A 24,076-nucleotide genomic window follows, 5' to 3' on the forward strand; every position below is an offset into this window, starting at 1 on the left:
TCTGCGGCGAACGGTGGAGCGCCGCCCGTGATGGGCAGCGCTCCGAATCGTTCACTCGGCCGCGATCGCGATGCCGTCGTCGTCCTCGTCGGTATCGATCGACGACAGTTCGACGTTGAGGCCCAGCGAGCGCATTTCCTTGACGAGCACGTTGAAGCTCTCGGGAATGCCGGCCTCGAAGGTGTCGTCGCCCTTGACGATCGCTTCGTAGACCTTGGTGCGGCCGACCACGTCGTCCGACTTCACCGTCAGCATTTCCTGCAGCGTATAGGCGGCGCCGTAGGCCTGGAGCGCCCAGACCTCCATCTCACCGAAGCGCTGACCACCGAACTGCGCCTTACCGCCCAGCGGCTGCTGGGTGACGAGCGAGTAGGGCCCGATCGAACGCGCGTGGATCTTGTCGTCGACCAAGTGGTGGAGCTTCAGCATGTAGATGATGCCAACGGTCACCTTGCGGTCGAAGGCTTCGCCCGTACGGCCATCGAACAGTACCGACTGGCCCGAAGTGTGCAGGCCGGCCTTGGTCAGCTGGTCGGACACGTCCGCCTCGCGTGCGCCGTCGAACACCGGAGTGCCCATCGGCACGCCCGCCTTCAGGTTGTCGGCCAGCTCGAGGATCTCGGTCGGCGAACGGGCATCTATCTGCGCGTGATAGCGCTCGCCGTAGACGTCCTTCAGCTTCTCGATGATCGCCGTCGGCGGCTCGGCTGCCTGCGGATTCGGGTTGGCGTGGCGCCATTCCTCGAGCGCATGCTTGATCTGCTGGCCGAGGCCGCGCGCGGCCCAGCCGAGATGCGTCTCGAAGATCTGCCCGACGTTCATGCGCGACGGCACACCCAGCGGATTGAGCACGATGTCGACGTGGGTGCCGTCCTCGAGGAACGGCATGTCCTCGATCGGCAGGATGCGCGAGATGACGCCCTTGTTGCCGTGACGGCCGGCCATCTTGTCGCCCGGCTGCAGCTTGCGCTTCACCGCGACGAAGACCTTGACCATCTTGAGCACGCCCGGGGCCAGCTCGTCGCCGCGCTCGAGCTTCTCCTTGCGATCCTCGAACTTCTCCTGGATCGACTTGACGGTCTCGTCGTACTGCGACTTGACCGCCTCGAGCTGCACCTGGCGCGCATCGTCGGCGACGGCGAACTTCCACCACTCGTGACGCTCGGCCTCACCCAGGACTTCCTCGGTGATCTCGACGCCCTTCTTCAGACCCTTCGGCACGGCCGCGGAGACCTGGCCGAGCAGCATGTCGCGCAGGCGGTTGTAGGTCGCGCGGTTGAGGATCGCGCGCTCGTCCTCGCGGTCCTTGGCGAGGCGTTCGATTTCCTCGTTCTGGATCGCGCGCGTACGGTCGTCGATCTCGATGCCGTGGCGGTTGAACACGCGCACTTCGACGATTGTGCCCGAAACGCCCGGCGGCAAGCGGAGCGAGGTGTCACGCACGTCACTGGCCTTTTCGCCGAAGATGGCGCGCAGAAGCTTCTCTTCCGGCGTCATCGGGCTCTCGCCCTTCGGCGTGATCTTGCCGACCAGGATGTCGCCCGCGTGCACTTCGGCGCCGATGTAGACGATGCCCGCCTCGTCGAGGTTGCGCAGGGCTTCCTCGCCGACGTTCGGAATGTCGCGGGTGATGTCCTCGGGCCCGAGCTTGGTGTCGCGGGCCATGACTTCGAATTCCTCGATGTGGATCGAGGTGAAGACGTCGTCCTTGACGATGCGCTCGCTGATGAGGATCGAGTCCTCGTAGTTGTAGCCGTTCCAGGGCATGAAGGCGACGAGGCTGTTGCGGCCCAGCGCCAGTTCGCCCAGCTCGGTCGAGGGACCGTCGGCGATGATGTCGCGGGTCTCGACGATGTCACCGACCTTCACCAGCGGACGCTGGTTGATGCAGGTGTTCTGGTTCGAGCGCTGGAACTTCTGCAGCGTGTAGATGTCGACGCCCGACTGGCCAGGCTCGATATCGCCCGAAGCGCGGATCACGATACGCGTCGCGTCGACCTGATCGACGATACCGCCGCGTAGGGCGGCAATCGCCGCGCCCGAATCGCGCGCCACGGTCTCTTCCATGCCCGTACCGACGAACGGCGCATCGGCCTTGACCAGCGGCACCGCCTGGCGCTGCATGTTCGAGCCCATGAGCGCGCGGTTGGCGTCATCGTTTTCCAGGAACGGAATGAGCGATGCGGCGACCGAAACGAGCTGCTTGGGCGACACGTCCATCAGCGTCACGTGATCGCGCGGCGCCATGACGAATTCGCCGCCTTCACGCGCGGAGACCAGTTCCTCGACGAACGAGCCGTCCTCGTTGGTTTCGGCCGAAGCCTGAGCCACCGTGTGCTTCTGCTCTTCCATGGCGGAGAGGTAGACCACGTCCTTGGTCACCTTGCCGTCGAGCACCTTGCGGTACGGCGTCTCGATGAAGCCGTACTTGTTGACGCGCGCGAAGGTCGACAGCGAGTTGATCAGACCGATGTTCGGGCCTTCCGGCGTTTCGATCGGGCAGATGCGGCCATAGTGGGTCGGGTGAACGTCGCGGACTTCGAAGCCCGCGCGCTCACGCGTGAGGCCGCCCGGCCCGAGCGCCGAGACACGACGCTTGTGGGTGACTTCGGACAGCGGGTTGGTCTGGTCCATGAACTGCGAGAGCTGCGAGGAACCGAAGAACTCGCGGACGGCTGCGACGGCCGGCTTCGCGTTGATCAGATCGTTCGGCATCACGGTCGACACGTCGACCGAGCTCATGCGCTCCTTCACGGCGCGCTCCATGCGGAGCAGGCCAACGCGGTACTGGTTCTCGAGCAGCTCGCCCACCGAACGCACGCGGCGGTTGCCGAGATTGTCGATGTCGTCGATCTCGCCCTTGCCGTCCTTGAGGTTCACCAGCTCCTTGACCACGGCGAGGATGTCCTCGGTGCGCAGCGTGGTGACGGTGTCCTCGGCGTCGAGGCCCAGGCGCATGTTCAGCTTGACGCGGCCCACGGCCGAGAGGTCGTAACGGTCGCCGTCGAAGAACAGGCCGTCGAACAGCGACTCCGCGGTTTCCTTCGTCGGCGGTTCGCCCGGACGCATGACCTTGTAGATCGCCTCGAGGCCCATCTCGCGGTTCTCGGCCTTGTCGGCCTTGAGCGTGTTGCGGATCCAGGGACCGGTGTTGACGTGATCGATGTCGAGCAGCTCGATGTGATCGATGCCCGCCTTGTCGAGCGCGTCGAGGTTCTCGGGGCTGACTTCGTCGCCGGCCTCGATGTAGATGCGGCCGGTGCTCTCGTCGATGACGTCGAGCGCCGAATAGCGGCCGAAGATTTCCTCGGTCGGGATCAGCAGTTCGACCAGGCCATCCTTTTGCGCCTTGTTCGCAGCGCGCGGGCTGATCTTCTGGCCGGCCGGGAAGATGACCTCGCCCGACTTGCCGTCGACGATGTCGAAGGTCGGCTTGGTGCCGCGCCACTGCTCGGGCGCGTAAGGCAGACGCCAGCCACCCTCACCGCGCCGCCAGGCGACGGTATCGTAGAAGTGGTTGAGCACCTGCTCGCCGTCGAGGCCCAGCGCATAGAGCAGCGCCGTGACCGGCAGCTTGCGCTTGCGGTCGATACGGACGTTGACGATGTCCTTGGCGTCGAACTCGAAGTCGAGCCACGAACCACGGTAGGGAATGACGCGCGCCGCGAAGAGGAACTTGCCCGACGAGTGCGTCTTGCCGCGATCGTGGTCGAACAGAACGCCCGGCGAACGGTGCATCTGCGAGACGATGACGCGCTCGGTGCCGTTGACGATGAAGGTGCCGTTCTCGGTCATGAGCGGCATGTCGCCCATGTAAACGTCCTGCTCCTTGATATCTAGCACGGAGCGGGTCTCGGTCTCGGCGTCCACTTCGAACACGATCAGGCGCAGCGTGACCTTCATCGGCGCCGCATAGGTGATGCCGCGCTGGCGGCACTCGGTCGTGTCGTACTTGGGCTCTTCCAGCTCGTAGTGGACGAAGTCCAGCTCGCTGGTGCCACCGAAATCGCGGATCGGGAAGACCGAGCGCAGCGTCTTCTCCAGGCCCGAGACATATCCGGTCGCCGGGTTCGAGCGCAGGAACTGCTCGTAGGATTCGCGCTGAACCTCGATCAGGTTCGGCATCTGCACGACTTCGTGAATATCGCCGAAGATCTTGCGGATGCGCTTCTTGGCCGAAGCGCGCGGAGCGGTCTGGCTGATGGGCTTGGTCGCCATGGAGAGGTTTGCCTCTTGTTGTCGGGCCGGAAAACCGGCGAAGGAATCTTGAATGCCACACGCGGCGTGGCGCATCGGACGCGAAAAGGCCACACGACACACGGCCACCCAAGGGGCGCCATGGCCTGCAGCCTATCGCGTCAGATGATGCCCGATTCGCCTCCTTCGTGGGCGAGTCCCCGCGCATGGACTCGTCTTGCTCGAAGCGGTGGGCAGGAGCGCCATATAGGATTGCCCCTGCGGCTTGTCAAATCGGCTAGCCGAGCTATTTGCGCGGCCAATCGCGGAACAATCTGAGCCATGGCGAGACTAACTTATCTTATAATATACCCCTTATATAAATACTGTCACAATATAATACAGTACAGATCACCCCTTATTCGCGATAAAAATGTCATTTTCTGGACGGATATTATCAACTCGCCGATGATATCCGCTCGTTCCGTCGCTTTATCGCAGGACAGGGGCTTTTCAAGCACAGGTGTTCGCCCAAACTTGAGGGCATGACACACGCACCCACCCCCATCCTTCGCGCTACCACGGCTATTTGTGCCGTGCTGGTGCTCGGTTCCACCCCGGCCTGGGCCCAAGAGGTCGCCCCGGTAATCGACGTCCCTGCAGCGAGCACACCCACCGCCGCCCAGCCGACGATCGTACTGCCGCCCCAGGATCCAGCGCCTGCAGCACCGACCGCTGCAGCCCCCGCGATAGTTTCGCAGCCAATGGTCCAGCAAACGCCTGTCGTCACACCGCCGGCTGCGACCACTGTCGAAGAGGCCGCACCGGCGCGCCGTACCGTTGAGCGCCCGGCTTCGCGTCCGGCGGAGGCCGCACCGACTTCGCGTAGTGCGGCTCCTGCCTCCACGACGCCCGCCGCTCTTGCCCCCGCCGTCCCCGTAACTGCCGAAGCCCCCCTGTCGCCAGCCGCGTCCGTTCCCCTGACGCAGCCTGCGACGACGCCCCCGCCTGCGGATGCCAGCCTCCAGAATGGCCCGCAGGAGGGGGCGCAGTCCCTCGACAACGACAACACTATCGCTGTGGTCGGCGCCGGCGCCGCGCTGCTCCTCGCCCTGGGTCTTGGCGGTTATGCCGCTACGCGTCGCCGCCGCCGCGTCGAAGAGCGCGACGAGGCCGTGGTGGCGCCCCCGCTGACGGCCTACGCCGAACCCGCTCCGCGCCCGGTTGCCGTACAGCCGGTCAGCGCGCCGACCGGCGGCCTCGCCCCCGAGGCGCCGCTGCCGGCCTTCGCCACGGTTGCCGAAACGACCGCCGTGCCGCTCGCAACTCGCCGCGCGATCGGTGAAGAGGAGCTCGTCCCGGCCACCCATCCCGCTACGAGCCGTTCGGCCGCGGGACTTGACGGCCCGGTTCCTCAGAGCCGCGAAGAACGCGACACGCTGCTTGCCAGCATGGTCTCGGCCGCGCCCGATGCGAGCAACCCCTTCACCTCGCGCAAGGCGCGCCTGCGTCGCGCGCGGATCATCCTTCAGTCGCGCGAGATCGACGAGCGCGATGGCGCGAACAAGCCGTTCGACTGGCGCACCTACAAGTCGTCGACCAGCAACCCCGCCCCCGCAACTCCCCCGCGGGTCACGGCCTGAAGGTGCGTGTGCCCGTCCCCGCTTAGGGGATGGGACGAAGAAGGCGGCTCCCTCCCCGGGAGCCGCCTTCGCCGCGCTTGGGGCAGGCTTTAGCGATCAGCGCCGCCCACTCCGGACGCTCGTTTTCCGTAAAACGATTAGAGACATATCGTTTTTCGATATTATCGATTGACAATAAGGGCGAATCAACTTATTGAATATCGATATCGAACATATCGGAGAACGATCAATGACCCGCTTCCTTGGCTACACCGTCGCCGCCCTGCTCGCGATCAACGTGTCGAACCTGCTGTGGCTGTCGACCCTGACGACCGTCCTCGGCTGAGCGGAGGCACGACGATGACGCTCGATCTGCCCCACGCCGCAGCGGTCGCCCTTGCCGCCCATGTCGCCATGCTCTTGTGGGCGACGACACTCGCGCCGATAGTCGCCTGACCGCAGCGAGAAGGCCCCGCATGAAGCACAAACGTGACCCCCTGCTCACCGCCGCGCGCGGGGTGATCTCGCTGCTCCTCATCCTGCTGGCACTGACCGGCCTCGCCATGCTGATCGGCGCACCGCTGCTCGGGCTGTGGCGCGACGGCGTGGTGGCGGAACTGACCCGGCGATCGGGCCACGCGGTAGCCCCCAGCGTGGTCACTGAAATCTGCGCAATCCTTGTGCTCTCGGCCTGCATTATGGGCCTAGCCTTCCAGTCGCTGATCCACATGCGCCGTATCATCGACAGCGTCGCGCTTGGCGATCCCTTCGCACCGGTCAACGCGGCCAGGTTGACCCGGATGGGCTGGCTCACCGCGGCGACCCAGGTCGTATCGTTCCCGATCGGCGTGCTGCTGCATTCGCTGGGCCTCTCGCTGCGCAACATCGTCGGCCATCCCGAATTCGGCGCGGGGCTGGGCGGCATATTGATGGCGCTGCTGCTCTTCGTTCTCGCCCGCGTATTCCGCGAGGGCGCACGCATGCGCGAAGACCTGGAAGGCACGGTCTGATGGCCGGGCCCGACGAAGGGAGCCGCATCAAGGTGCGGCTCGACGACCTGCTCCATGCCCGGCGCATGACGCTGACCGAACTGGCCGAGCGTATCGACCTCACCTTGGCCAATCTCTCGATCCTCAAGACCGGCAAGGCCAAGGCGATCCGTTTCTCGACGCTCGAGGCGATCTGTCGCGAGCTCGATTGCCAGCCCGGCGACCTCCTCGGCTACGACCGCGAGGGCTGACGAGACCTTCCCCGGCACCCCAGATTTGCAACTTCGCCCACGCTCCGACTACGGAGAGGCATTGCCCCCGCGCCCGAAGGACTGATGGCTAACGATGGTTCGCAGTGCTGAAGCCTTGGCGCGTCGCCAGGAACGATCCGAGTTGCGCCAGGAGCAGGTGCTCGACGCCGCCGAACTCTGCTTTCGCGCCGAAGGCTTCCACGGCGCCAGCATGGCGCGCATCGCCGCCGCGGCGAAGATGAGCGTCGGCCACATCTACCAGTATTTCGAAAGCAAGGACGCGATCATCATCGCGCTGTGCGAAAGACGTTTCGCCGGCTTCGAACACCTGTTGATGGCGGTCGAGCAGGACAAGCGCCCCGCCGCCACCGCCGATATCGATACGTGGATCGCACAATTCGCCTGGTGGATCGATCCGGTGCGCGCGCCGCTGACGCTCGAGATCATGTCCGAGGCGGGTCGCAATCCCCGGGTCGCCGAGGTCGTGGCGCGAATCGACCGGCGTTTTCGCGAGATCATGCGGCACAGCCTGATCTCGGCCGCCGCCGAGATCCCCACCGAGGAGGTCGATGCCCGTCTCGAAGCCATCGTCATGCTGTCGCACGGCATGACGAGCCGCATCACCGCGGACCGCGACGCCGATCCCGACAGACTGCTGGCCGCATTCCGCTCTGCGGTTCGCCGCCTGATCGTCACGCCAGCCGGCTGACCGCAGACGCACCGACGGCAACGCCGCCACGGGGCGTTTCGCTTGACTTTCCCAGGCGCCTGCGCCAATGGCCGCCACCGACCGGCAGTCCGCTGCCGATCATCCGTCCGAGACAGCTGGTGCGAGTTCCTCGCTTAATTCCCAGCCTAGACGGGGAAAAGAGATTCCAGCGGCCCTCGCTTCCCAGGAAGTGCGGCGCCTTTTTGCGCTACGGCGCAAACTCCTTCCCCCTCAACGGACTCGCCCGCGCCGAGAGATCGGCGCGGACAACGTAGCCGGCCGCCGGGGCCAAATCCCTCTCGGGATCCCTGCGGTCATTTGTGAAGGAGTAAGGCATGGATCGTTCGCAGAAAGCCGAATCGGTCGCCACGCTCAACGCGACTTTCCAAGAGGTCGGCGTGGTGGTTGTCACCCGCAACCTCGGCATGTCGGTGGCTCAGTCCACCGTCCTGCGCGGAAAGATCCGTGACGCGGGCGCGACCTACAAGGTAGCGAAGAACCGTCTTGCCAAGCTTGCCATCCAGGACACGGACTATGTGGGGCTCGACGAGTTCTTCACGGGTCCGACGGCGATCGCCTCTTCGGTCGATCCTGTCGCTGCTGCCAAGGCAGTCGTGGACTTCGCCAAGACGACCGACAAGATCGAGATCGTCGGTGGCTCGATGGGCGCTCAGGTTCTCACCCCCGAAGGTGTCCAGGCTCTCGCCTCGATGCCGTCGCTGGACGAGCTGCGCGCAAAGCTGATCGGCCTCGTTCAGGCACCGGCGACCAAGATCGCCCAGCTCGCAACCGCTCCGGCGGCCAAGCTGGCGCGCGTCTTCGGCGCTTATGCCACGAAGGATGCCGCCTGAGGGATCTCGGGAGAAATCCCGACCGTCAGGACGCAAGACTGTCTGCACGATTTATCCGGGCCGACCGTTCGGGTCGCCCGGGTCCACAACTAGGAGTGAAGCATCATGGCCGATATCGCCAAGCTTGTTGAAGAACTGTCGAAGCTGACCGTCCTCGAGGCGGCTGACCTTGCCAAGGCCCTCGAAGAGGCATGGGGCGTTTCCGCCGCTGCCGCCGTTGCCGTTGCTGCCCCCGCTGGCGGTGGCGCTGCTGCCGAAGCCGCTGAAGAGAAGACCGAATTCGACGTCATCCTGACGGGCGACGGCGGCAAGAAGATCCAGGTCATCAAGGAGGTCCGCGCGATCACCAACCTGGGTCTGACCGAAGCCAAGTCGCTCGTTGAGTCGGCTCCGAAGGCGATCAAGGAAGGTGTCAACAAGGCTGAAGCCGAAGACATCAAGAAGAAGATCGAAGAAGCCGGCGGCACCGTCGAGATCAAGTAATCTTCGGATTGCTTCGATTGGAAAAAGAGAAGGGCGGCTCCATCGGGGCCGCCCTTTTTCTATGCCTGGAAACTACCCCCGCAGCAGACTGTCGGGGCTGATCCACAAGGTGCGCGGGCGGCGATGGGCGATCAGCCAGGCGCCGTTCTCCTGGCGCAGAAGATCGTCGTAGTAGCCATTGTGATCGAGCCCGGCAGCGCTCGTTACCAACCAGTAGGTTCGCGCCTTGGCCGTGCCGTCGCCGAGCAGATCGACCTTCGAGGTCGTCAAATGGTGGCTGATGAAGCCGACCGGTTTCTGCTCCGTCCGGATTTCGCCCTTCGGCGGCGGGATCGGCGAAGGGCCGCGCATCCAGGCACGGATCGCCTCGCGGCCGGCGATCGTTTCGTCGAGCTGGAGCACGCCGTCCTCGGCGAAGCACTCGGCATAGGCGTCGGCCTTGCGCGCGTCGCCGGCCTGGGTGCAGGCGGCCAGCCGGTCGCCGATAGCGATCCGGTCCTTCAACTCCTCGTCGGTCATAAACTCTCCCTTTCGCAGGAGGCTACTTCTGCCTGGCGAGGTAGTCGATGATCTCCTTGCGCTTGGCCGGGTTCGACTGGCCCGCGAAGATCATCTTGTTGCCGGGTACGAGCTTGCTCGGCGAAGCGAGCCAGGCGTCGAGCGTCTTTTCGTCCCAGGTCAGCCCCGAGGCCTTGAGCGCGTTCGAATAGGTATAGCCGGCGACGCGGGCGGCGGGCTTGCCGACGATGTCGTGCAGGCTCGGACCGATGATGTTCCGCCCGGCCTCGACCGTGTGGCACGAGCGGCACTGCATGAAGGCGGCGGGCGGTGCATCGGCCGGCGTGGTGACGGGTGCCGCGTCTTCGGCGGTGGTGCCTTGGTCTTCAGCCTTCTGGCCACCACAGGCCGATAGCGCGCCGATCAGTCCCAACACCGCAAATCGCATCGTACCCCGCCGCATGGAACCTCCCTGTCGATCTTTGCCGGCCGCTCTACCGCCCCGGTTCGACGAGGCAAGGATTCGCTTTCCTCCCCAGCCCCGCTCCCCTATCGCCACGCGCCCATGGCCAGCGCCGCTCCCTCTCCCTTTCGCGTCGAGCTCGGCGCCACCCTGCGGCTCGCGGGGCCGCTGGCGCTGGCGAACATGTTGCAGATGGCGGTCTATGCGCTCGACGTGATCTTCGTCGCGCGGCTCGGCTCGCACCAGCTCGCCGCATCGAGCCTGGCCGTGGCGGTGTTCAGCCTGATCAACTTCGGCTTCCTGGGCCTGACCGGCGCGGTAGCGCCGCTGATCGCGGCCGAGCGCGGGCGCAAGACCCATGCCGTGCGCGAAATCCGCCGTTCGGTACGCATGGCGCTATGGCTCGCGGTCATCGGCGGTCTCGGCGGCATGGTGCTGTGCCAGTTCGGCGAGGCCCTGATGCTGCTGACCGGGCAGGACCCGGCGATCGCGAAGACCGCGGGCTGGTTCCTGGCGCTGCTCTCGCTTTCGCTGGTGCCGATGCTGATCACCAACGTGCTTCGCATGTTCGTCTCGGCGATGGGCCGGCCGGTCTTCGCGACCCTGGTCACGGCGATGGCCATCGCGGTCAACGCGCTGGGCAACTGGGTGCTGATCTACGGCCACTTCGGCCTGCCCGCGCTGGGCCTGGCGGGATCGGCGGTCTCGACCCTGCTGACCGCACTGGCCACCGCGCTCGCCTATGCCCTGGCGATCCGCTGGGACCGCAACCTGCGCCGCTACCACGTGCTCGGCCACTGGTGGCGCCCCGAATGGCAGCGCTTCCGCGAGATTGTCCGCCTCGGCGTGCCGATCGCGCTGACGATCGTCGCCGAGGGCGGGCTGTTCTCGAGCGCGGCCTTCCTGATGGGCCGTATCGGCGAGACCCAGCTTGCCGCGCATACGGTCGCGCTGCAGGTCGCCGCCTTCTTCTTCCAGGTGCCTTTCGGCGTCGGCCAGGCCGCGACGATCCGCGTCGGCTATCACTTCGGCGCACGCAACCCGATCGCCGCGGGCCATGCCGGCTGGGCCGCGGTCGCCGTGTGCCTGGCCTTTGCCGGGATTTCGGCGAGCGCGATGGTGCTGTTCCCGCAGGCGATCCTCTCGGCCTATGTCGACGTCGGCGCGCCGGACAACGCGCTGCTCGTCGGCTTCGCCGTGCAATACCTTATCGTCGCCGCCGCCTTCCAGCTCGTCGACGGCGTCCAGGCGGTCGCGGCCGGCGCGCTGCGTGGCTTGCAGGACACGCGCATGCCCATGGTCATTGCGATCGGCGGCTACTGGCTGATCGGTTTCGTAATCGCCATCTGGCTCGGCTTCGCGACTCCGCTCGAAGGGATCGGCGTGTGGATCGGCCTTGCCGCGGGGCTGACCGCTGTGGCGATCCTGCTCGGCTGGCGCTGGCACCGCCGCCAGGCCCTCGGACTCCTGCCCGTGCCCGTGCCCTCCCCCGGCCCGTCCTGACTCCGACCCGGCCCGAAGATTTTTGCCGAGAGTCCGCTTGACGCTCCTGCGGAGCGGACCCATATGGCCGCCGCTGGCACTCTCCATGCGAGAGTGCCAAGTGCTGGATTCATTGATTAGAGAGGGGAGTATCCCATGGGTTTTCGTCCGCTGCACGACCGCGTGCTCGTGCGCCGCGTTGAGGCCGAGGAAAAGACTGCCGGCGGCATCATCATCCCCGACAGCGCTAAGGAAAAGCCCGCCGAGGGCGAAATCATCGCCGTCGGTTCGGGCACCAAGGCCGAAGACGGCAAGGTCACGCCGCTGGACGTCAAGGCCGGCGATCGCGTGCTGTTCGGCAAGTGGTCGGGCACCGAGGTCAAGGTCGACGGTCAGGACCTGCTGATCATGAAGGAAAGCGACATTCTCGGCATCATCGCCTGAGATTTCGCCACTTCGAAACAAAATTTAGAAGGAATTACAGATGGCTGCCAAGGACGTGAAATTCGGCCGCGATGCGCGCGAGCGCATTCTCGCCGGTGTCGACACCCTCGCCAACGCGGTGAAGGTCACGCTGGGCCCCAAGGGCCGCAACGTCGTGATCGAGAAGAGCTTCGGCGCGCCCCGCATCACCAAGGACGGCGTCACCGTCGCCAAGGAAATCGAACTCAAGGACAAGTTCGAGAACATTGGCGCCCAGCTGATCCGCGAAGTCGCCAGCAAGGCGAACGACAAGGCCGGTGACGGCACCACCACCGCCACCGTGCTGGCCCAGGCGATCGTTCGCGAAGGCCTGAAGTCGGTTGCCGCGGGCACCAACCCGATGGATCTCAAGCGCGGTATCGACCTCGCCGTGACCAAGGTCGTCGAAGACCTCAAGGCGCGTTCGAAGCCGGTTTCGGGCACCAAGGAAATCGCCCAGGTCGGCATCATCTCGGCCAATGGCGACACCGAAGTCGGCGAGAAGATCGCCGAAGCCATGGAGAAGGTCGGCAAGGAAGGCGTCATCACGGTCGAAGAGGCCAAGGGTCTCGAATTCGAACTCGATGTCGTCGAAGGCATGCAGTTCGACCGCGGCTACCTGTCGCCCTACTTCGTCACCAACCCCGACAAGATGATTGTCGAGCTCGACAACCCCTACATCCTCATCCACGAGAAGAAGCTGTCGTCGCTGCAGGCGCTGCTGCCGATCCTGGAAGCCGTGGTGCAGTCGGGTCGTCCGCTCCTCATCATCGCCGAGGACATCGAGGGCGAGGCTCTGGCCACGCTCGTCGTCAACAAGCTGCGTGGCGGCCTCAAGATCGCTGCCGTCAAGGCACCGGGCTTCGGCGATCGCCGCAAGGCCATGCTGGGCGACATCGCCACGCTGACCCAGGGCGAGCTGATCTCGGAAGACCTCGGCATCAAGCTCGAGAGCGTCACGCTCGCGATGCTCGGCCAGGCCAAGAAGGTCTCGATCGACAAGGACAACACCACGATCGTCGACGGCGCCGGTTCGGCCGACGACATCAAGGGTCGCGTCGAGCAGATCCGTTCGCAGATCGAAGTCACGACTTCGGACTACGACCGCGAGAAGCTGCAGGAGCGTCTCGCCAAGCTGGCCGGCGGTGTTGCCGTGATCAAGGTCGGCGGCGCTTCGGAAGTCGAAGTCAAGGAGCGCAAGGACCGCGTCGACGACGCTCTCCACGCGACCCGTGCGGCTGTCGAAGAAGGCATCGTCCCCGGTGGCGGTACCGCTCTCCTCTATGCCACCAAGGCTCTCGAAGGCCTGAAGGGCGTGAACGAGGACCAGACTCGCGGCATCGACATCATCCGCAAGGCGATCCAGGCTCCGATCAAGCAGATCTCCGAGAACGCCGGCCATGACGGCGGCGTCGTCGTCGGTCGCCTGCTCGACAAGAACGATGAGACCCTGGGCTTCAACGCCTCGACCGACGTCTACGAGAACCTCGTGGCCGCCGGCGTCATCGACCCGACCAAGGTCGTCCGCACCGCGCTGCAGGATGCGGCTTCGGTCTCGGGCCTGCTGATCACGACGGAAGCCGCGATCAGCGAGCGTCCCGACGACAAGCCGGCCCTGGGCGGCATGCCCGGCGGCGGCATGGGCGGCATGGGCGGCATGGACTTCTAAGTCCAAGCCAAGTCCGGCCGATCAGGCTGAAATCGAGAGGGCCGGGAGGGGAAACCTTCCCGGCCCTTTTCGTTGGGTGATCATCTGGGCAGATCCTCCCCTGCAAGGGGAGGGGGACCGCCGACGCAGTCGGTGGTGGAGGGGTGTCACCCTCTCCGAGACGGGGACACCCCTCCGTCATCCCTGCGGGATGCCACCTCCCCTTGCAGGGGAGGATCGGTAGCGTTTTTCGGCTGCCGTCTGCCCCGCCACGTTCATCTTCGGTTAGCCGAAATGGCGGCATCGGAGGTTGAATGTGACAAACCCTTGCGTAGATAGGGCGCCGGGTCGGAGGGAACTGCGTCTTTCCATGGATTTGGAGAAATACATCGAGGCGGAGGAGACCTTCGCCGTGCGTGTCGGCAAGCATCTGCGCTGGCCACTGAACCGCTTTCTCGCGCGCCAGTCGCTGATCGGCACCCAGGCCTTCTTCACCGAAGACCAGGTGCCCGGGCTCGATCGTCTACGCGCGCAGTGGCCGGTCATCCAGGCCGAGGCGCAGGCCTTGATGGCCGAGCGCGAGAGCGTACCGCCACTCGGCCGGATCTCTCCCGATCACCGCACGCTGGCGCCAGACGGCCGCTGGAAGAGCTTCTTCTTCACCGGCTACGGCTATCGCGCCGAGGCGAACCGCGCACGCTGTCCACAGACCGCCGCGCTGGTCGATCAGGTGCCCAACCTCGTCGTCGCCTTCTTCTCGATCTTCGAGCCCGGCACCCACGTCCATCGCCACCGCGGCCTGACCAAGGCGATGCTCAACGTCCACCTGGGCCTGATCGTGCCCGAGGATCGCGAGGCCTGCCGCATGGAGGTCGAAGGCGAGACGCGCAGCTGGACGCCGGGCGAATTCCTGATCTTCGACGAAACCTTCCATCACGAAGTGTGGAACGACGCCAGCCAGCCGCGCGTCGTGCTGTTCCTGCAGGTGATGCGACCGATGCGCTGGCGCGGACGCTGGCTCGGCCAGTTCTTCCTCTGGCTGGTGAAGCGCACGAGCTTCGTTCAGGACGTCCGCAAGGCCCTGGCCGCAACGTGATGTGCGCGAGGTGATTTTTGTCGCCAAAGCATGCGCTTGGCACGACGGTTTCACGGTTGCCCGCAGGTAAATTTCGCTTCGTCGCGGGAATCCTTGCGGCTCAACACTTTATCATTAAGAAAATACAAAGGTGCGGTGTTGTATCATGGCGAAGTCATGCGGGGTTTCTTGAACATTTTCACTCGTCGGGCGGCCAACAGCCTGGCCCTGGTTCTGGCTTGCGGCGCGTCGCTCTCGCCCGCCGCGGCTGGTGACCTCGACGCGATCCAATCGGCCTTCGACACCACCTTCGGTACCGAGCAGCGCGCGCCGCGCAACTACGGCTCGCCCTTCGAGGCCCAGGTGGCCGCGCTCGCCAATGCCCAGGGCGGCCGCATCGGCGTCGCCGCGCTCGATCTCTCGACCGGCCGCAGTGTGGCCGTGCTCGGCAACCAGCCCTTCCCGATGGCCAGCACCAGCAAGGTCGCCATCGTCGCCACGTTCCTCGAAGGCGTCGACCAGGGCCGCTTCCGTCTCGAAGACCAGTATCCGCTGATGATCCCCGTGCCCTCGCGCAAGTTCGACGGGCCGGTCGCTCCGGTTCGCGCCGGCGGCATGTACAGCGCGCTCAACCTGATCGAGATGACGATCACGCGCAGCGACAACAACGCCACCGACGCGCTGCTCGCCGTCGTCGGCGGGCCGCAGGCGGTCAACCGCTGGCTGCGCAAGTCGGGCCTCAACGATCTCCACATCGATCGCGACATCGCCACCTTGGTGCGCGACGACGGCGCGGTCGATCCCGCGCGGACGGTCGACACGCGCGATGCCGCCACGCCGCTGGCCATGGTCCGCCTGCTTTCGGGCATCTATCGTGGCGAATGGCTCAGCGCATCGAGCCGCGCGGTGCTGATGGGCGCGATGGAACGCTGCCTCACCGGCAAGCGCCGCATGCGCGCGCTGCTGCCCGAGGACGCCCGCGTCGCGCACAAGACCGGCACGCTCTACAACACCTCGAGCGACGTCGGCTTCATCCACATGCCCGACGGGCGTCCGATTGCCGTGGCCATCTACGTCACCGGCCAGGGCGGCAAGCCCAACCGCGACGCGCGCATCGCCGCGATCGCCCGTGCACTTTACGACGGCTATGGCGCCGACGGCATGGGCCTGCGCCGCACCGCGGCACGCTGACTTCATACAATTGATCCTCCCCGGAACGGGGAGGGGGACCATGCGAAGCATGGTGGAGGGGGCTATCGTCCAGACGAGAGGGTGCGCGATGGCGCGAGCCCCCTCCCCACGCCGCTGCGCGTCGCGGTCCCCCTCCCCGTTCCGGGGAGGATCCGCCCCGCCCAGCCCCACAAACGAGAAAGGGCGCGCAGGTTGCCCTGCGCGCCCTCGAAACTCGTTCGCTGTAGAGCGAAGATTAGTGCTTCGTGGCTTCCGAAGCGGTAGCAGCAGCTTCCGAAGCAGCGCTCGAAGCGGCAGCAGCAGCGTCCGTAGCGGCCGACGACGCACCAGCAGCAGCGTCCGAAGCAGCGGCAGCGGCTTCACCAGCGGCGTCCGAAGCGGTCGCAGCAGCGTCCGTAGCGGTTTCAGCAGCTTCGGTGGCTTCCGTAGCGGCTTCTTCCGAACCCTTCGAGCAAGCCGAGAGGCTGAGGACGGTGGCGGCAGCAACAGCAGCGAGAGCGATCTTGCGCATGTATGGTATCCTTGAACAGCGAGTGGACCAAGCACGGCACAAGGCCGGGCCGAAAGCCTACTGCAGCAGTAGACTTCGGGCGTCAATTAACCAGCTTGGCGTGCCGATGCAAGCATCTAGTCACTTTTGGCCGCTGTTCAGGCCTGTCCGAGCCGCCGCATTTACAGGCAGAATGTGTCGAGGTTGTGACCGGCGATGCCCAATTCCCGCCTAATTTCCGCCATATTTGGCCGTCTTGCGACGGTCCGGCGCTTCCCCCGCAAGGCTTCACCCGCTAGGTAGAAAAAATGGAGCCCAAGCAGCATCTCTACCTGGTCGACGGGTCGGCCTACATCTTCCGCGCCTATCATCGCCTGCCGCCACTGACGAATCCCCAGGGGACACCGGTCGGCGCGGTCTATGGCTACACGACGATGCTGTGGAAGCTCGCCGACGACCTCAACAAGGCCGACGGGCCGACCCACCTCGCGGTGATTCTCGACAAGTCGTCGATCTCGTTCCGCAACGATCTCTACGACCAGTACAAGGCCAACCGCCCGCCCCCGCCCGAGGATCTGGTTCCACAGTTCCCGTTGATCCGCGACGCCACCCGCGCCTTCTCGCTGCCCTGCATCGAGGAGCCCGGGGTCGAGGCCGACGACGTGATCGCCTCCTATGCCCGCGAAGCCACGCGCAAGGGCTGGGACGTGACGATCGTCTCGTCCGACAAGGACCTGATGCAGCTCGTCGGCAAGTGCGCATCGGGACTCGAAGGCACGGGCTGCGTCGACATGCTCGACACGATGAAGAACGCGCGGATCGACATTCCCGAAGTGATCGAGAAGTTCGGCGTGCCGCCCGAGAAGGTCGGCGACGTGCTCGCGCTGATGGGCGATTCGGTGGATAACGTACCGGGCATCCGCGGCATCGGCCCCAAGACCGCCTCCAAGCTGATCCAGGACTACGGCGACCTCGAATCGGCGCTGGCCGCGGCGCCGACGATGAAGGCGGGCAAGCTGCGCGAGAGCCTGATAGAGCAGGCGCCGATGGCGCGGCTGTCGCGCCAGCTCGTCGCGCTCAAGGAAGACTGCCCCCTGCCGATGCCGCTCGAAGACTTCAGGCTCGGCACGATCCCGCCCGAGCCGCTGGCGGCATTCCTGTCCACCCACGGCTTCACCAGCCTGCTCAAGCGGCTCGACACGGGTTCGGGCAGCCCGGACCGCGCGACCCAGCTGCATCCGGCCAAGCCGGTCACCGCTGGCGCGCCGGTGGTTCCCGGCGGCAACCGCCAGGCCCTGCCCGACATGCCCGCGCTCGATCTCGACGCCTACGAATGCGTCCAGACGCGCGAACGGCTCGCACACTGGATCGACCGCGCCTTCGCCGCGCGCATGGTCGCGGTCGATACCGAAACCTCCGCACTCGACGCGATGCGCGCCGATCTGGTCGGGGTCAGCCTCGCGCTGGGGCCAAACGACGCCTGCTACATCCCGCTCGGCCACGGCGGCACCGACATGTTTGCCGAGAAGCCCGAGCAGGTCGACAGGGCCGAGGCGCTGGCTCTGCTCAGGCCGCTGCTCGAGAGCGATGCCGTCCTCAAGGTCGGCCAGAACATCAAGTACGACATCAACATCCTGGCGCGGCACGACATCCACGTCGCGCCGATCGACGACACGATGATCGTCAGCTTCGCGCTCGACGCCGGGCGCAGCGAAGAGGGCATCGGCGGCGGCCACGGCATGGACGAACTCGCCACGCGCCACCTTGCGCACACCACGCTGACCTTCAAGGACATCTGCGGCAGCGGCAAGAAGCAGATCCCCTTCGGCGAAGTCCCGCTCGACCGCGCGACACGCTATGCCGCCGAGGACGCCGACGTCACCTGGCGGCTCCACCGCCTGCTGCGCCCGCGCCTGGCGGACGAGGGCGGCACGCGCGTCTACGAGCGCGTCGACCGGCCGATAATCCCGGTGGTCGCGCAGATGGAGCGCCACGGCATCAAGGTCGATCGCGAACGCCTGGCCGGCCTGTCGGCCGAGTTCGCCATCGAGATCGGCAAGCTCGAGACCACGATTCACGGTCTCGCCGGCGAGCCCTTCACGATCGGCAGCCCCAAGCAGCTCGGCGACGTGCTGTTCGACAAGCTCGGCTACAAGGGCGGCAAGAAGGGCAAGAGCGGCCAGTATTCGACCGACCAGGGCATTCTCGAAGGCCTCGCGGGCCAGGGCGCCGAGATCGCCAACAAGGTGCTCGAATGGCGCCAGCTCTCGAAGCTGCGCTCGACCTATACCGAGGCGCTGCAGGCGGCGATCAACCCGGCGACGCAGCGCGTCCACACGAGCTATTCGCTGGTCGGCGCGCAGACGGGGCGCCTGTCCTCGACCGAGCCCAACCTGCAGAACATCCCGATCCGCACCGAGATCGGCCGCCAGATCCGCGACTGCTTCGTCGCCGAGCCCGGCCACGTGCTGATGAGCGCCGACTACAGCCAGATCGAGCTGCGCCTCGCCGCGCACATGGCCGACGTGCCCCCGCTCAAGGAGGCCTTCGCCCAGAACGAGGACATCCATTCGCGGACCGCGCAGGAGATGTTCGGCACGGTTGATCGCGACACGCGCGGCCGCGCCAAGACGATCAACTTCGCCATCCTCTACGGCATTTCGCGCTGGGGCCTCGGCGGCCGGCTCGGCGTGCCGGCGGACGAGGCCCAGGCGATGATCGACCGCTATTTCGAGCGCTTCCCCGGCATCCAGAAGTACATCGTCCACACGCTCGAGACCGTGCGCGAACGCGGCTATTCGGAGACGCTGTTCGGCCGCAAGACCTGGTTCCCGCGGATCAACTCGAAGAACCAGGCCGAACGCCAGGGCAGCGAGCGCGCGGCGATCAACGCGCCGATCCAGGGCACCAGCGCCGACATCATCAAACGCGCGATGGCGCGGATGGGGCCCGCCCTGCTCGACGCGGGTCTGCGCAACGTGCGCATGCTGCTCCAGGTCCACGACGAACTCGTGTTCGAAGCGCCCGAAGGCGATGCCGAGAAGGCCGCACCGGTGATCCGCCAGGTCATGGCCGAAGCGGCGCAGCCCGCGGTCACGCTCGACGTGCCGCTCGGCGTCGAGATCGGCGTGGGCGGGAGCTGGGGCGCCGCGCATTGAGGCTGCCCACGATCGTCGAGGTGTTGCACTGGGCCGAGAAGGGTACCAGCGCGGCGATCGTCGCGGGGATCGCGCTGCTTGCCGCCTTCCTCATTCACTTCGCGCTCTTCGCGGTGCTCGACCGGATCGCGCGTCTCTCGCCGACGCGCTCTGACGACGTCGTGGTCGATCGCCTGCGCCAGCCGCTGCGCTGGTCGCTGGCGGCGGTTTGCATTTCGCTCGCGGCCGAGAACCAGCCGATGCTCGCGCAGATCTGGGGCAGCGTCGCGCGCTTCGTCGTGCCCGCGCTGCTCGGCTGGGTCGCCTTCGCGCTGGTCAAGGCTTTCGCCGTGGTCATGTCCGATCGCGCCGAACTGTCCGACGACGAACTCGCCGTGCGCAGTCGCCGCACGCGCATCGCGATCCTCTCGCGCAGCCTGGGCTTCGTCATCGTCTTCGTGACCGTGGCGCTGATGCTGCTGGGCATACCCGGCGTGCGCAATGTTGGCGTGACCTTGATGGCCTCGGCCGGCGTCGCCACCCTGGCGGTCGGCGCGGCGGCGCAGCCGGCCTTGAAGTCGCTGATCGCCGGCATCCAGATGGCGCTGAGCGAACCGATCCGCATCGGCGACCTCGTCGTCATCGAGAACGAGACCGGGCGCGTCGAGGACATCCGCATGACCTACGTCGTGATCCGCACGGCCGACGAGCGACGGATCATCGTGCCGACCGCGCGCTTTCTCGAAACCAGCTTCCAGAACTGGACGCGCGTCGTCGGCGGGCTCACCGGAAACGTCGTACTGCCGATCGTCCCCGGCCATGCGATCGCGCCGATCCGCGCCGCCTTCGAGGCGCTGATCAAGGACCAGTCCGACTGGGACAAGCGCATTGGCGCGCTGCAGGTGTCCGAGCTCAAGGTCGATCACCTCGAACTCAAGCTCGTGCTCAGCGCCCCCGACCCCGCCGCGCTAACGCGCCTGCGCCTGGCCATGCGCGAGGCGATGGTCGAATGGCTGCGCGTCGAGATGCCCGAGGCGCTCAAGACCGCCTGATCGCTCGACGCCGAAAACAGTTTGCCATATGGAGAACTGTCGAACAATAGTTCGCCATATGGCAAACAATTCCGCGCCGCTCGATTCGGCCTTCCACGCCCTCGCCGATCCGACCCGCCGGGCGGTGATCAGTCGCCTGATCGTCGGCCCGGCCTCTGTCAGCGAACTGGCCCAGCCTTTCGCGATCGGCCTCCCGACCTTCCTCAAGCATCTCAAGGTGCTCGAGGATTCGGGACTGGTCGGCTCGGGCAAGACCGGGCGCGTCCGCGTGTGCCATCTGCAACCGGCCCGCCTGGCGGCCGCCGAGAGCTGGATCGCCGAGCAGCGTGCGATCTGGGAGGGCCGCGCCGATCGCCTGGCCGCCTATGTCGAGAACCACATCCACAAGGAGCAAGGACAATGAGCGCCGACCTGACGATCTCGCGCCTGATCAAGGCCCCGCCCGCCGCGGTCTGGCAGGCCTGGAGCGATCCGCATCACTTCGCGCAGTGGTGGATTCCCGAACCCTACGAATGCAAGGTGATCAAGCTCGACCTGCGCCCCGGCGGCGGCTTCGAGACGATGATGCGCGAAGGCGTCCTCGCCAAGAATGGAGAGGAATTCCAGCCGCACGTCGAGGGCTGCTTCCTGGAGATCGAGCCGGAACGTAAGCTGACCTTCACCACCTCGCTGATCGAGGACTGGCGGCCGGGGGACCCCTGGCTGGCGCTGACGGCGCAAATCACCTTCACGCCCGAGGACGGCGGCACGCGCTACACCGCGCGCGTGCTGCACAAGACCGAGGCCGAGGCGCGCAAACACGACGAGATGGGTTTCTACGAGGGCTGGGGCACGGCGCTCGCGCAGTTGGCGCGGCTGCTGGAGAAATGAGAAACGCCGCCCCGGGACGGAACCCGGGACGGCGTTTCTGCATGCGTTACTTCGCCCTACCCGTGCTTCCGCTCGCGCGTGGATTCGAGCATGCCCGGGGCGATGAAACCGATCGGCGAGACTTCCATCGCGCGCTTCTTGAGCTCGCCCTTCATCTTCTCGTAGTCGGCTTCCATCTCGGCGGTCACCGTCGCGCGCGAATCCGCGAGCGCGTCGGCGAAGTCGTCGGCGGTCACCTGCGACACCGCCGCACCGCGCTTGCGGATGGCGATGAGTCCGGCGCGGCGCACCACGTCCTCGAGATCGGCCCCGGTGAAGCGCTCGGTCTCCGACGCGATCACCTTGAGGTTCACGTCGTCGGCCAGCGGCATCTTGCCCGTGTGGATCTTGAGGATGTGCTCGCGCCCTTCCTCGCTCGGCGTGCCGACATAGACGAGCTCGTCGAAGCGGCCCGGACGCAGCAGCGCCGGATCGACCAAGGCCGGCCGGTTGGTCGCGCCGATCAGCACGACCGACTGCAGTTCCTCCATGCCGTCCATCTCGGCGAGGATCGTGTTGACCACGCGCCCGGTGACCTGCGGCTCGCCACCGCCACCCGAACCGCGTGCGGGCACGAGGCTGTCGATCTCGTCGATGAAGATCACGCAAGGCGCGACCTGGCGGGCACGCGCGAAGAGCCGGGCGATCTGCTGCTCGCTCTCGCCGTACCACTTGGACAGCAGGTCGGACGACTTGATCGCGATGAAGTTGGCCTCGGCCTCCTTCGCCACGGCCTTCGCCAGCAGCGTCTTGCCCGTGCCCGGGGGCCCATACAGGAGAAAGCCCTTGGCCGGCCGGATGCCCAGGCGATGGAACGCCTCGGGATTCTTCATCGGCAGCTCGACGCCCTCCTTGAGCTTGAGCTGCGCGCTGTCGAGCCCACCGATGTCGTCCCAGCCGATGTTCGGCACCTGGACCATGACCTCGCGCATCGCCGAAGGCTGGACGCGCTTGAGCGCCGCGACGAAGTCCTCGCGCAGGACCGAGAGGCTTTCGAGCACTTCGGGCGGGATCGTCTGCGCCTCGAGATCGAGCTTGGGCATGATCCGACGCACGGCCTCGATCGCCGCCTCGCGGGTCAAGGCCGCCAGGTCGGCACCGACGAAGCCGTGCGTCGTGCGCGCGAGCTCGCCGAGATCGACGCCAGGATCGAGCGGCATGCCACGCGTGTGGATGCCGATGATCTCGCGCCGGCCCTTCTCGTCGGGCACGCCGATGATGATCTCGCGGTCGAAGCGGCCGGGGCGACGCAGCGCCTCGTCGATCGCGTCGGGCCGATTGGTCGCGGCGATGACGACGATGTTCGAGCGCGCTTGCAGCCCGTCCATCAAGGTCAGCAGCTGCGCGACCAGCCGCTTCTCGGTTTCGCCGTGAACCTGCTCGCGCTTGGGCGCGATCGAATCGATCTCGTCGATGAACACGATCGAGGGCGAGGCCTTGCTGGCCTCCTCGAACACCTCGCGCAGGGCTTTCTCGCTCTCGCCATAGCCCGAGCCCATGATCTCGGGCCCGTTGATGATGAAGAACGAGGCTTCACTCTCGTTCGCCACGGCGCGTGCGAGCATGGTCTTGCCCGTGCCCGGCGGGCCGTGCAGCAGCACGCCGCGCGGCGGGTCGACGCCCAGGCGGGTGAACAGCTCGGGATAGCGCAGCGGCAGCTCGACCATCTCGCGCAGCTGGCGGATCGTGTCGCCCATGCCGCCGACATCGTCGTAGTTGAGGCCCGCACGGCCCAGGTTCGCTTCCTCGAACTCCTCGCGCAGCTCGACCTCGGTGTTCTCGTCGATGTGAACGATGCCCTTGGGCGTCGTCGAAACCACGGTCAGGCGGATCTGGGTCAGCGCATAGGCCGGCGCATTGAACATGCGTTGGACCTGTGGCGGCATGTCACGCACCTGCTGCTGCCCGGCTGTGGCGACGATGTCGCCCGCCAGCAGCGGACGGCCGAAGAAGTTACGCTTGAGCGCCACCGAGGGGCCCTGCAACCGCATCTCGCGCTGCGCCGGCGCAAAGACCACCCGCTGGGCGGGGCGCGACTCGGCCTTCTTGACGGTGACGTGGTCGCCCGAGCCGACTTCGGCATTGGCGCGCTGCAGACCGTCGAGGCGAATCACCTCGAGCGCCTCGTCCTCGGCATAAGCGAGGACCGCGCGCGCGACGGTCACGCGCTTGCCGGAAATCTCCAGGGCATCGCCTTCGAGCGCGCCGAGCGCCGAGAGCGCCGACTTGGGCAGTCGGGCGATGCCGTGCCCGCTTTCCTCCTGGCGCGCGGCTGCGACCTGCAGCCGGACCGTCCGTTCTTCCACGCTTGCCGTAGCATCGGCCATGTCGATTGTTCCCCGATTGGCATGCCCCGAATGGGGTTCCAGCAAGCTAGGAACTGCACGTTCCGATTGCAAAGGGGGCGCTCGGCGAGGCCGGGCGAAAAAAAGGCCCGGTCGTTGCCGACCGGGCCTTGGAAGTTTTGGGAGAGGATGCCTGAAAGGCCTGTCCTATATGTTCCGAATCGCATTTTTGTGCAAGTGCGAAATGAATTTTTAATGATGCAAAAAATGCAATCATGGTTGCGCTCATTGGCATATCATTGA

Annotated in this window: 20 protein-coding genes; 15 read left to right on the forward strand and 5 right to left on the reverse strand. The window is 66.1% G+C overall.

Annotated features, from left to right (window positions below; genetic code table 11):
* Positions 1 to 51 precede the first annotated feature (51 nt).
* Positions 52 to 4,218, reverse strand: a complete 4,167-nt coding sequence (gene rpoB / locus WG901_RS22430) for a DNA-directed RNA polymerase subunit beta (protein WP_339589367.1) — start codon at positions 4,216 to 4,218, stop codon at positions 52 to 54.
* A gap of 1,037 nt (positions 4,219 to 5,255) precedes the next feature.
* On the opposite strand from rpoB, the gene WG901_RS22435 reads away from it, so the two are divergent.
* From WG901_RS22435 to rplL, 6 genes are all read left to right on the forward strand, one after another.
* Positions 5,256 to 5,819, forward strand: a complete 564-nt coding sequence (locus tag WG901_RS22435; protein ID WP_339589368.1) for a hypothetical protein — start codon at positions 5,256 to 5,258, stop codon at positions 5,817 to 5,819.
* A 455-nt stretch (positions 5,820 to 6,274) separates the two neighbouring features.
* Positions 6,275 to 6,808 carry a DUF2975 domain-containing protein gene (locus WG901_RS22440; RefSeq protein ID WP_339589369.1) on the forward strand — a complete coding sequence of 178 codons (534 nt, stop codon included), beginning with the start codon at positions 6,275 to 6,277 and terminating at the stop codon, positions 6,806 to 6,808.
* On the forward strand, positions 6,808 to 7,038 hold the full coding sequence (locus WG901_RS22445) for a helix-turn-helix domain-containing protein (protein WP_339589370.1): 231 nt from the start codon (positions 6,808 to 6,810) through the stop codon (positions 7,036 to 7,038). The genes WG901_RS22440 and WG901_RS22445 overlap by 1 nt, the downstream gene beginning before the upstream one ends.
* A gap of 94 nt (positions 7,039 to 7,132) precedes the next feature.
* Complete coding sequence (locus WG901_RS22450; protein WP_339589371.1) at positions 7,133 to 7,747, forward strand: TetR/AcrR family transcriptional regulator; 615 nt, start codon at positions 7,133 to 7,135, stop codon at positions 7,745 to 7,747.
* Positions 7,748 to 8,082: 335 nt separating this feature from the next.
* Positions 8,083 to 8,598 (forward strand): 50S ribosomal protein L10, encoded by a 516-nt coding sequence (gene rplJ / locus WG901_RS22455; RefSeq protein WP_339589372.1) that lies wholly within the window; start codon positions 8,083 to 8,085, stop codon positions 8,596 to 8,598.
* Positions 8,599 to 8,703: 105 nt separating this feature from the next.
* The gene (gene rplL / locus WG901_RS22460) at positions 8,704 to 9,081 is read left to right on the forward strand and encodes a 50S ribosomal protein L7/L12 (protein WP_339589373.1); all 378 of its coding nucleotides are present in this window, start codon (positions 8,704 to 8,706) and stop codon (positions 9,079 to 9,081) included.
* A 72-nt stretch (positions 9,082 to 9,153) separates the two neighbouring features.
* Here rplL and WG901_RS22465 read toward each other — a convergent pair whose 3' ends face one another.
* The gene (locus WG901_RS22465; protein ID WP_339589374.1) at positions 9,154 to 9,600 is read right to left on the reverse strand and encodes a nuclear transport factor 2 family protein; all 447 of its coding nucleotides are present in this window, start codon (positions 9,598 to 9,600) and stop codon (positions 9,154 to 9,156) included.
* A 22-nt stretch (positions 9,601 to 9,622) separates the two neighbouring features.
* A complete protein-coding gene (locus tag WG901_RS22470; RefSeq protein ID WP_339589375.1) occupies positions 9,623 to 10,042 on the reverse strand; it encodes a c-type cytochrome in 420 nt (139 codons plus the stop codon).
* A 102-nt stretch (positions 10,043 to 10,144) separates the two neighbouring features.
* On the opposite strand from WG901_RS22470, the gene WG901_RS22475 reads away from it, so the two are divergent.
* From WG901_RS22475 to bla, 5 genes are all read left to right on the forward strand, one after another.
* On the forward strand, positions 10,145 to 11,545 hold the full coding sequence (locus tag WG901_RS22475; RefSeq protein ID WP_339589376.1) for an MATE family efflux transporter: 1,401 nt from the start codon (positions 10,145 to 10,147) through the stop codon (positions 11,543 to 11,545).
* 135 nt (positions 11,546 to 11,680) lie between these two features.
* Positions 11,681 to 11,968: a co-chaperone GroES gene (gene groES, locus WG901_RS22480; RefSeq protein ID WP_339589377.1), complete on the forward strand. Its 288-nt coding sequence runs from the start codon at positions 11,681 to 11,683 to the stop codon at positions 11,966 to 11,968.
* A 40-nt stretch (positions 11,969 to 12,008) separates the two neighbouring features.
* Complete coding sequence (groL, locus tag WG901_RS22485) at positions 12,009 to 13,655, forward strand: chaperonin GroEL (RefSeq protein WP_339589378.1); 1,647 nt, start codon at positions 12,009 to 12,011, stop codon at positions 13,653 to 13,655.
* A 349-nt stretch (positions 13,656 to 14,004) separates the two neighbouring features.
* Complete coding sequence (locus tag WG901_RS22490) at positions 14,005 to 14,730, forward strand: aspartyl/asparaginyl beta-hydroxylase domain-containing protein (protein WP_339589379.1); 726 nt, start codon at positions 14,005 to 14,007, stop codon at positions 14,728 to 14,730.
* Positions 14,731 to 14,898: 168 nt separating this feature from the next.
* On the forward strand, positions 14,899 to 15,900 hold the full coding sequence (gene bla, locus WG901_RS22495) for a class A beta-lactamase (RefSeq protein WP_339589380.1): 1,002 nt from the start codon (positions 14,899 to 14,901) through the stop codon (positions 15,898 to 15,900).
* Positions 15,901 to 16,135: 235 nt separating this feature from the next.
* Here bla and WG901_RS22500 read toward each other — a convergent pair whose 3' ends face one another.
* On the reverse strand, positions 16,136 to 16,411 hold the full coding sequence (locus WG901_RS22500; protein WP_339589381.1) for a hypothetical protein: 276 nt from the start codon (positions 16,409 to 16,411) through the stop codon (positions 16,136 to 16,138).
* Between the two features lie 287 nt (positions 16,412 to 16,698).
* Here WG901_RS22500 and polA point away from each other — a divergent pair, with 287 nt between their 5' ends.
* The 4 genes from polA to WG901_RS22520 are packed head-to-tail and all read left to right on the forward strand — an operon-like array spanning position 16,699 to position 21,449.
* Positions 16,699 to 19,548 (forward strand): DNA polymerase I, encoded by a 2,850-nt coding sequence (gene polA, locus WG901_RS22505; protein ID WP_339589382.1) that lies wholly within the window; start codon positions 16,699 to 16,701, stop codon positions 19,546 to 19,548.
* Positions 19,545 to 20,579 (forward strand): mechanosensitive ion channel family protein, encoded by a 1,035-nt coding sequence (locus WG901_RS22510; RefSeq protein ID WP_339589383.1) that lies wholly within the window; start codon positions 19,545 to 19,547, stop codon positions 20,577 to 20,579. Before polA ends, WG901_RS22510 begins: the two co-directional genes overlap by 4 nt.
* A 58-nt stretch (positions 20,580 to 20,637) precedes the next feature.
* A complete protein-coding gene (locus WG901_RS22515) occupies positions 20,638 to 20,982 on the forward strand; it encodes an ArsR/SmtB family transcription factor (protein ID WP_339589384.1) in 345 nt (114 codons plus the stop codon).
* The gene (locus WG901_RS22520) at positions 20,979 to 21,449 is read left to right on the forward strand and encodes an SRPBCC family protein (protein ID WP_339589385.1); all 471 of its coding nucleotides are present in this window, start codon (positions 20,979 to 20,981) and stop codon (positions 21,447 to 21,449) included. The genes WG901_RS22515 and WG901_RS22520 overlap by 4 nt, the downstream gene beginning before the upstream one ends.
* A gap of 56 nt (positions 21,450 to 21,505) precedes the next feature.
* Here the strand turns inward: WG901_RS22520 and WG901_RS22525 are convergent, their stop codons facing one another.
* A complete protein-coding gene (locus WG901_RS22525; protein WP_339589386.1) occupies positions 21,506 to 23,815 on the reverse strand; it encodes a CDC48 family AAA ATPase in 2,310 nt (769 codons plus the stop codon).
* Positions 23,816 to 24,076 lie beyond the last annotated feature (261 nt).

The sequence above is a fragment of the Novosphingobium anseongense genome, from assembly GCF_037482895.1.
In the GTDB taxonomy this organism is placed as follows: Bacteria; Pseudomonadota; Alphaproteobacteria; order Sphingomonadales; family Sphingomonadaceae; genus Novosphingobium; species Novosphingobium anseongense.

What these genes read in the sequence shown, in the direction of transcription:
- WG901_RS22465 (WP_339589374.1), bottom strand. Translation starts at nt 9,600, where the DNA reads ATGACCGACGAGGAGTTGAAGGACCGGATCGCTATCGGCGACCGGCTG.
- WG901_RS22440 (WP_339589369.1), top strand. Translation starts at nt 6,275, where the DNA reads ATGAAGCACAAACGTGACCCCCTGCTCACCGCCGCGCGCGGGGTGATC.
- rpoB (WP_339589367.1), bottom strand. Translation starts at nt 4,218, where the DNA reads ATGGCGACCAAGCCCATCAGCCAGACCGCTCCGCGCGCTTCGGCCAAG.
- rplL (WP_339589373.1), top strand. Translation starts at nt 8,704, where the DNA reads ATGGCCGATATCGCCAAGCTTGTTGAAGAACTGTCGAAGCTGACCGTC.
- WG901_RS22515 (WP_339589384.1), top strand. Translation starts at nt 20,638, where the DNA reads ATGGCAAACAATTCCGCGCCGCTCGATTCGGCCTTCCACGCCCTCGCC.
- WG901_RS22500 (WP_339589381.1), bottom strand. Translation starts at nt 16,411, where the DNA reads ATGCGCAAGATCGCTCTCGCTGCTGTTGCTGCCGCCACCGTCCTCAGC.
- WG901_RS22450 (WP_339589371.1), top strand. Translation starts at nt 7,133, where the DNA reads ATGGTTCGCAGTGCTGAAGCCTTGGCGCGTCGCCAGGAACGATCCGAG.
- WG901_RS22475 (WP_339589376.1), top strand. Translation starts at nt 10,145, where the DNA reads ATGGCCAGCGCCGCTCCCTCTCCCTTTCGCGTCGAGCTCGGCGCCACC.
- WG901_RS22490 (WP_339589379.1), top strand. Translation starts at nt 14,005, where the DNA reads ATGGATTTGGAGAAATACATCGAGGCGGAGGAGACCTTCGCCGTGCGT.
- WG901_RS22470 (WP_339589375.1), bottom strand. Translation starts at nt 10,042, where the DNA reads ATGCGGCGGGGTACGATGCGATTTGCGGTGTTGGGACTGATCGGCGCG.
- WG901_RS22520 (WP_339589385.1), top strand. Translation starts at nt 20,979, where the DNA reads ATGAGCGCCGACCTGACGATCTCGCGCCTGATCAAGGCCCCGCCCGCC.
- polA (WP_339589382.1), top strand. Translation starts at nt 16,699, where the DNA reads ATGGAGCCCAAGCAGCATCTCTACCTGGTCGACGGGTCGGCCTACATC.
- groL (WP_339589378.1), top strand. Translation starts at nt 12,009, where the DNA reads ATGGCTGCCAAGGACGTGAAATTCGGCCGCGATGCGCGCGAGCGCATT.
- WG901_RS22525 (WP_339589386.1), bottom strand. Translation starts at nt 23,815, where the DNA reads ATGGCCGATGCTACGGCAAGCGTGGAAGAACGGACGGTCCGGCTGCAG.
- rplJ (WP_339589372.1), top strand. Translation starts at nt 8,083, where the DNA reads ATGGATCGTTCGCAGAAAGCCGAATCGGTCGCCACGCTCAACGCGACT.
- groES (WP_339589377.1), top strand. Translation starts at nt 11,681, where the DNA reads ATGGGTTTTCGTCCGCTGCACGACCGCGTGCTCGTGCGCCGCGTTGAG.
- WG901_RS22445 (WP_339589370.1), top strand. Translation starts at nt 6,808, where the DNA reads ATGGCCGGGCCCGACGAAGGGAGCCGCATCAAGGTGCGGCTCGACGAC.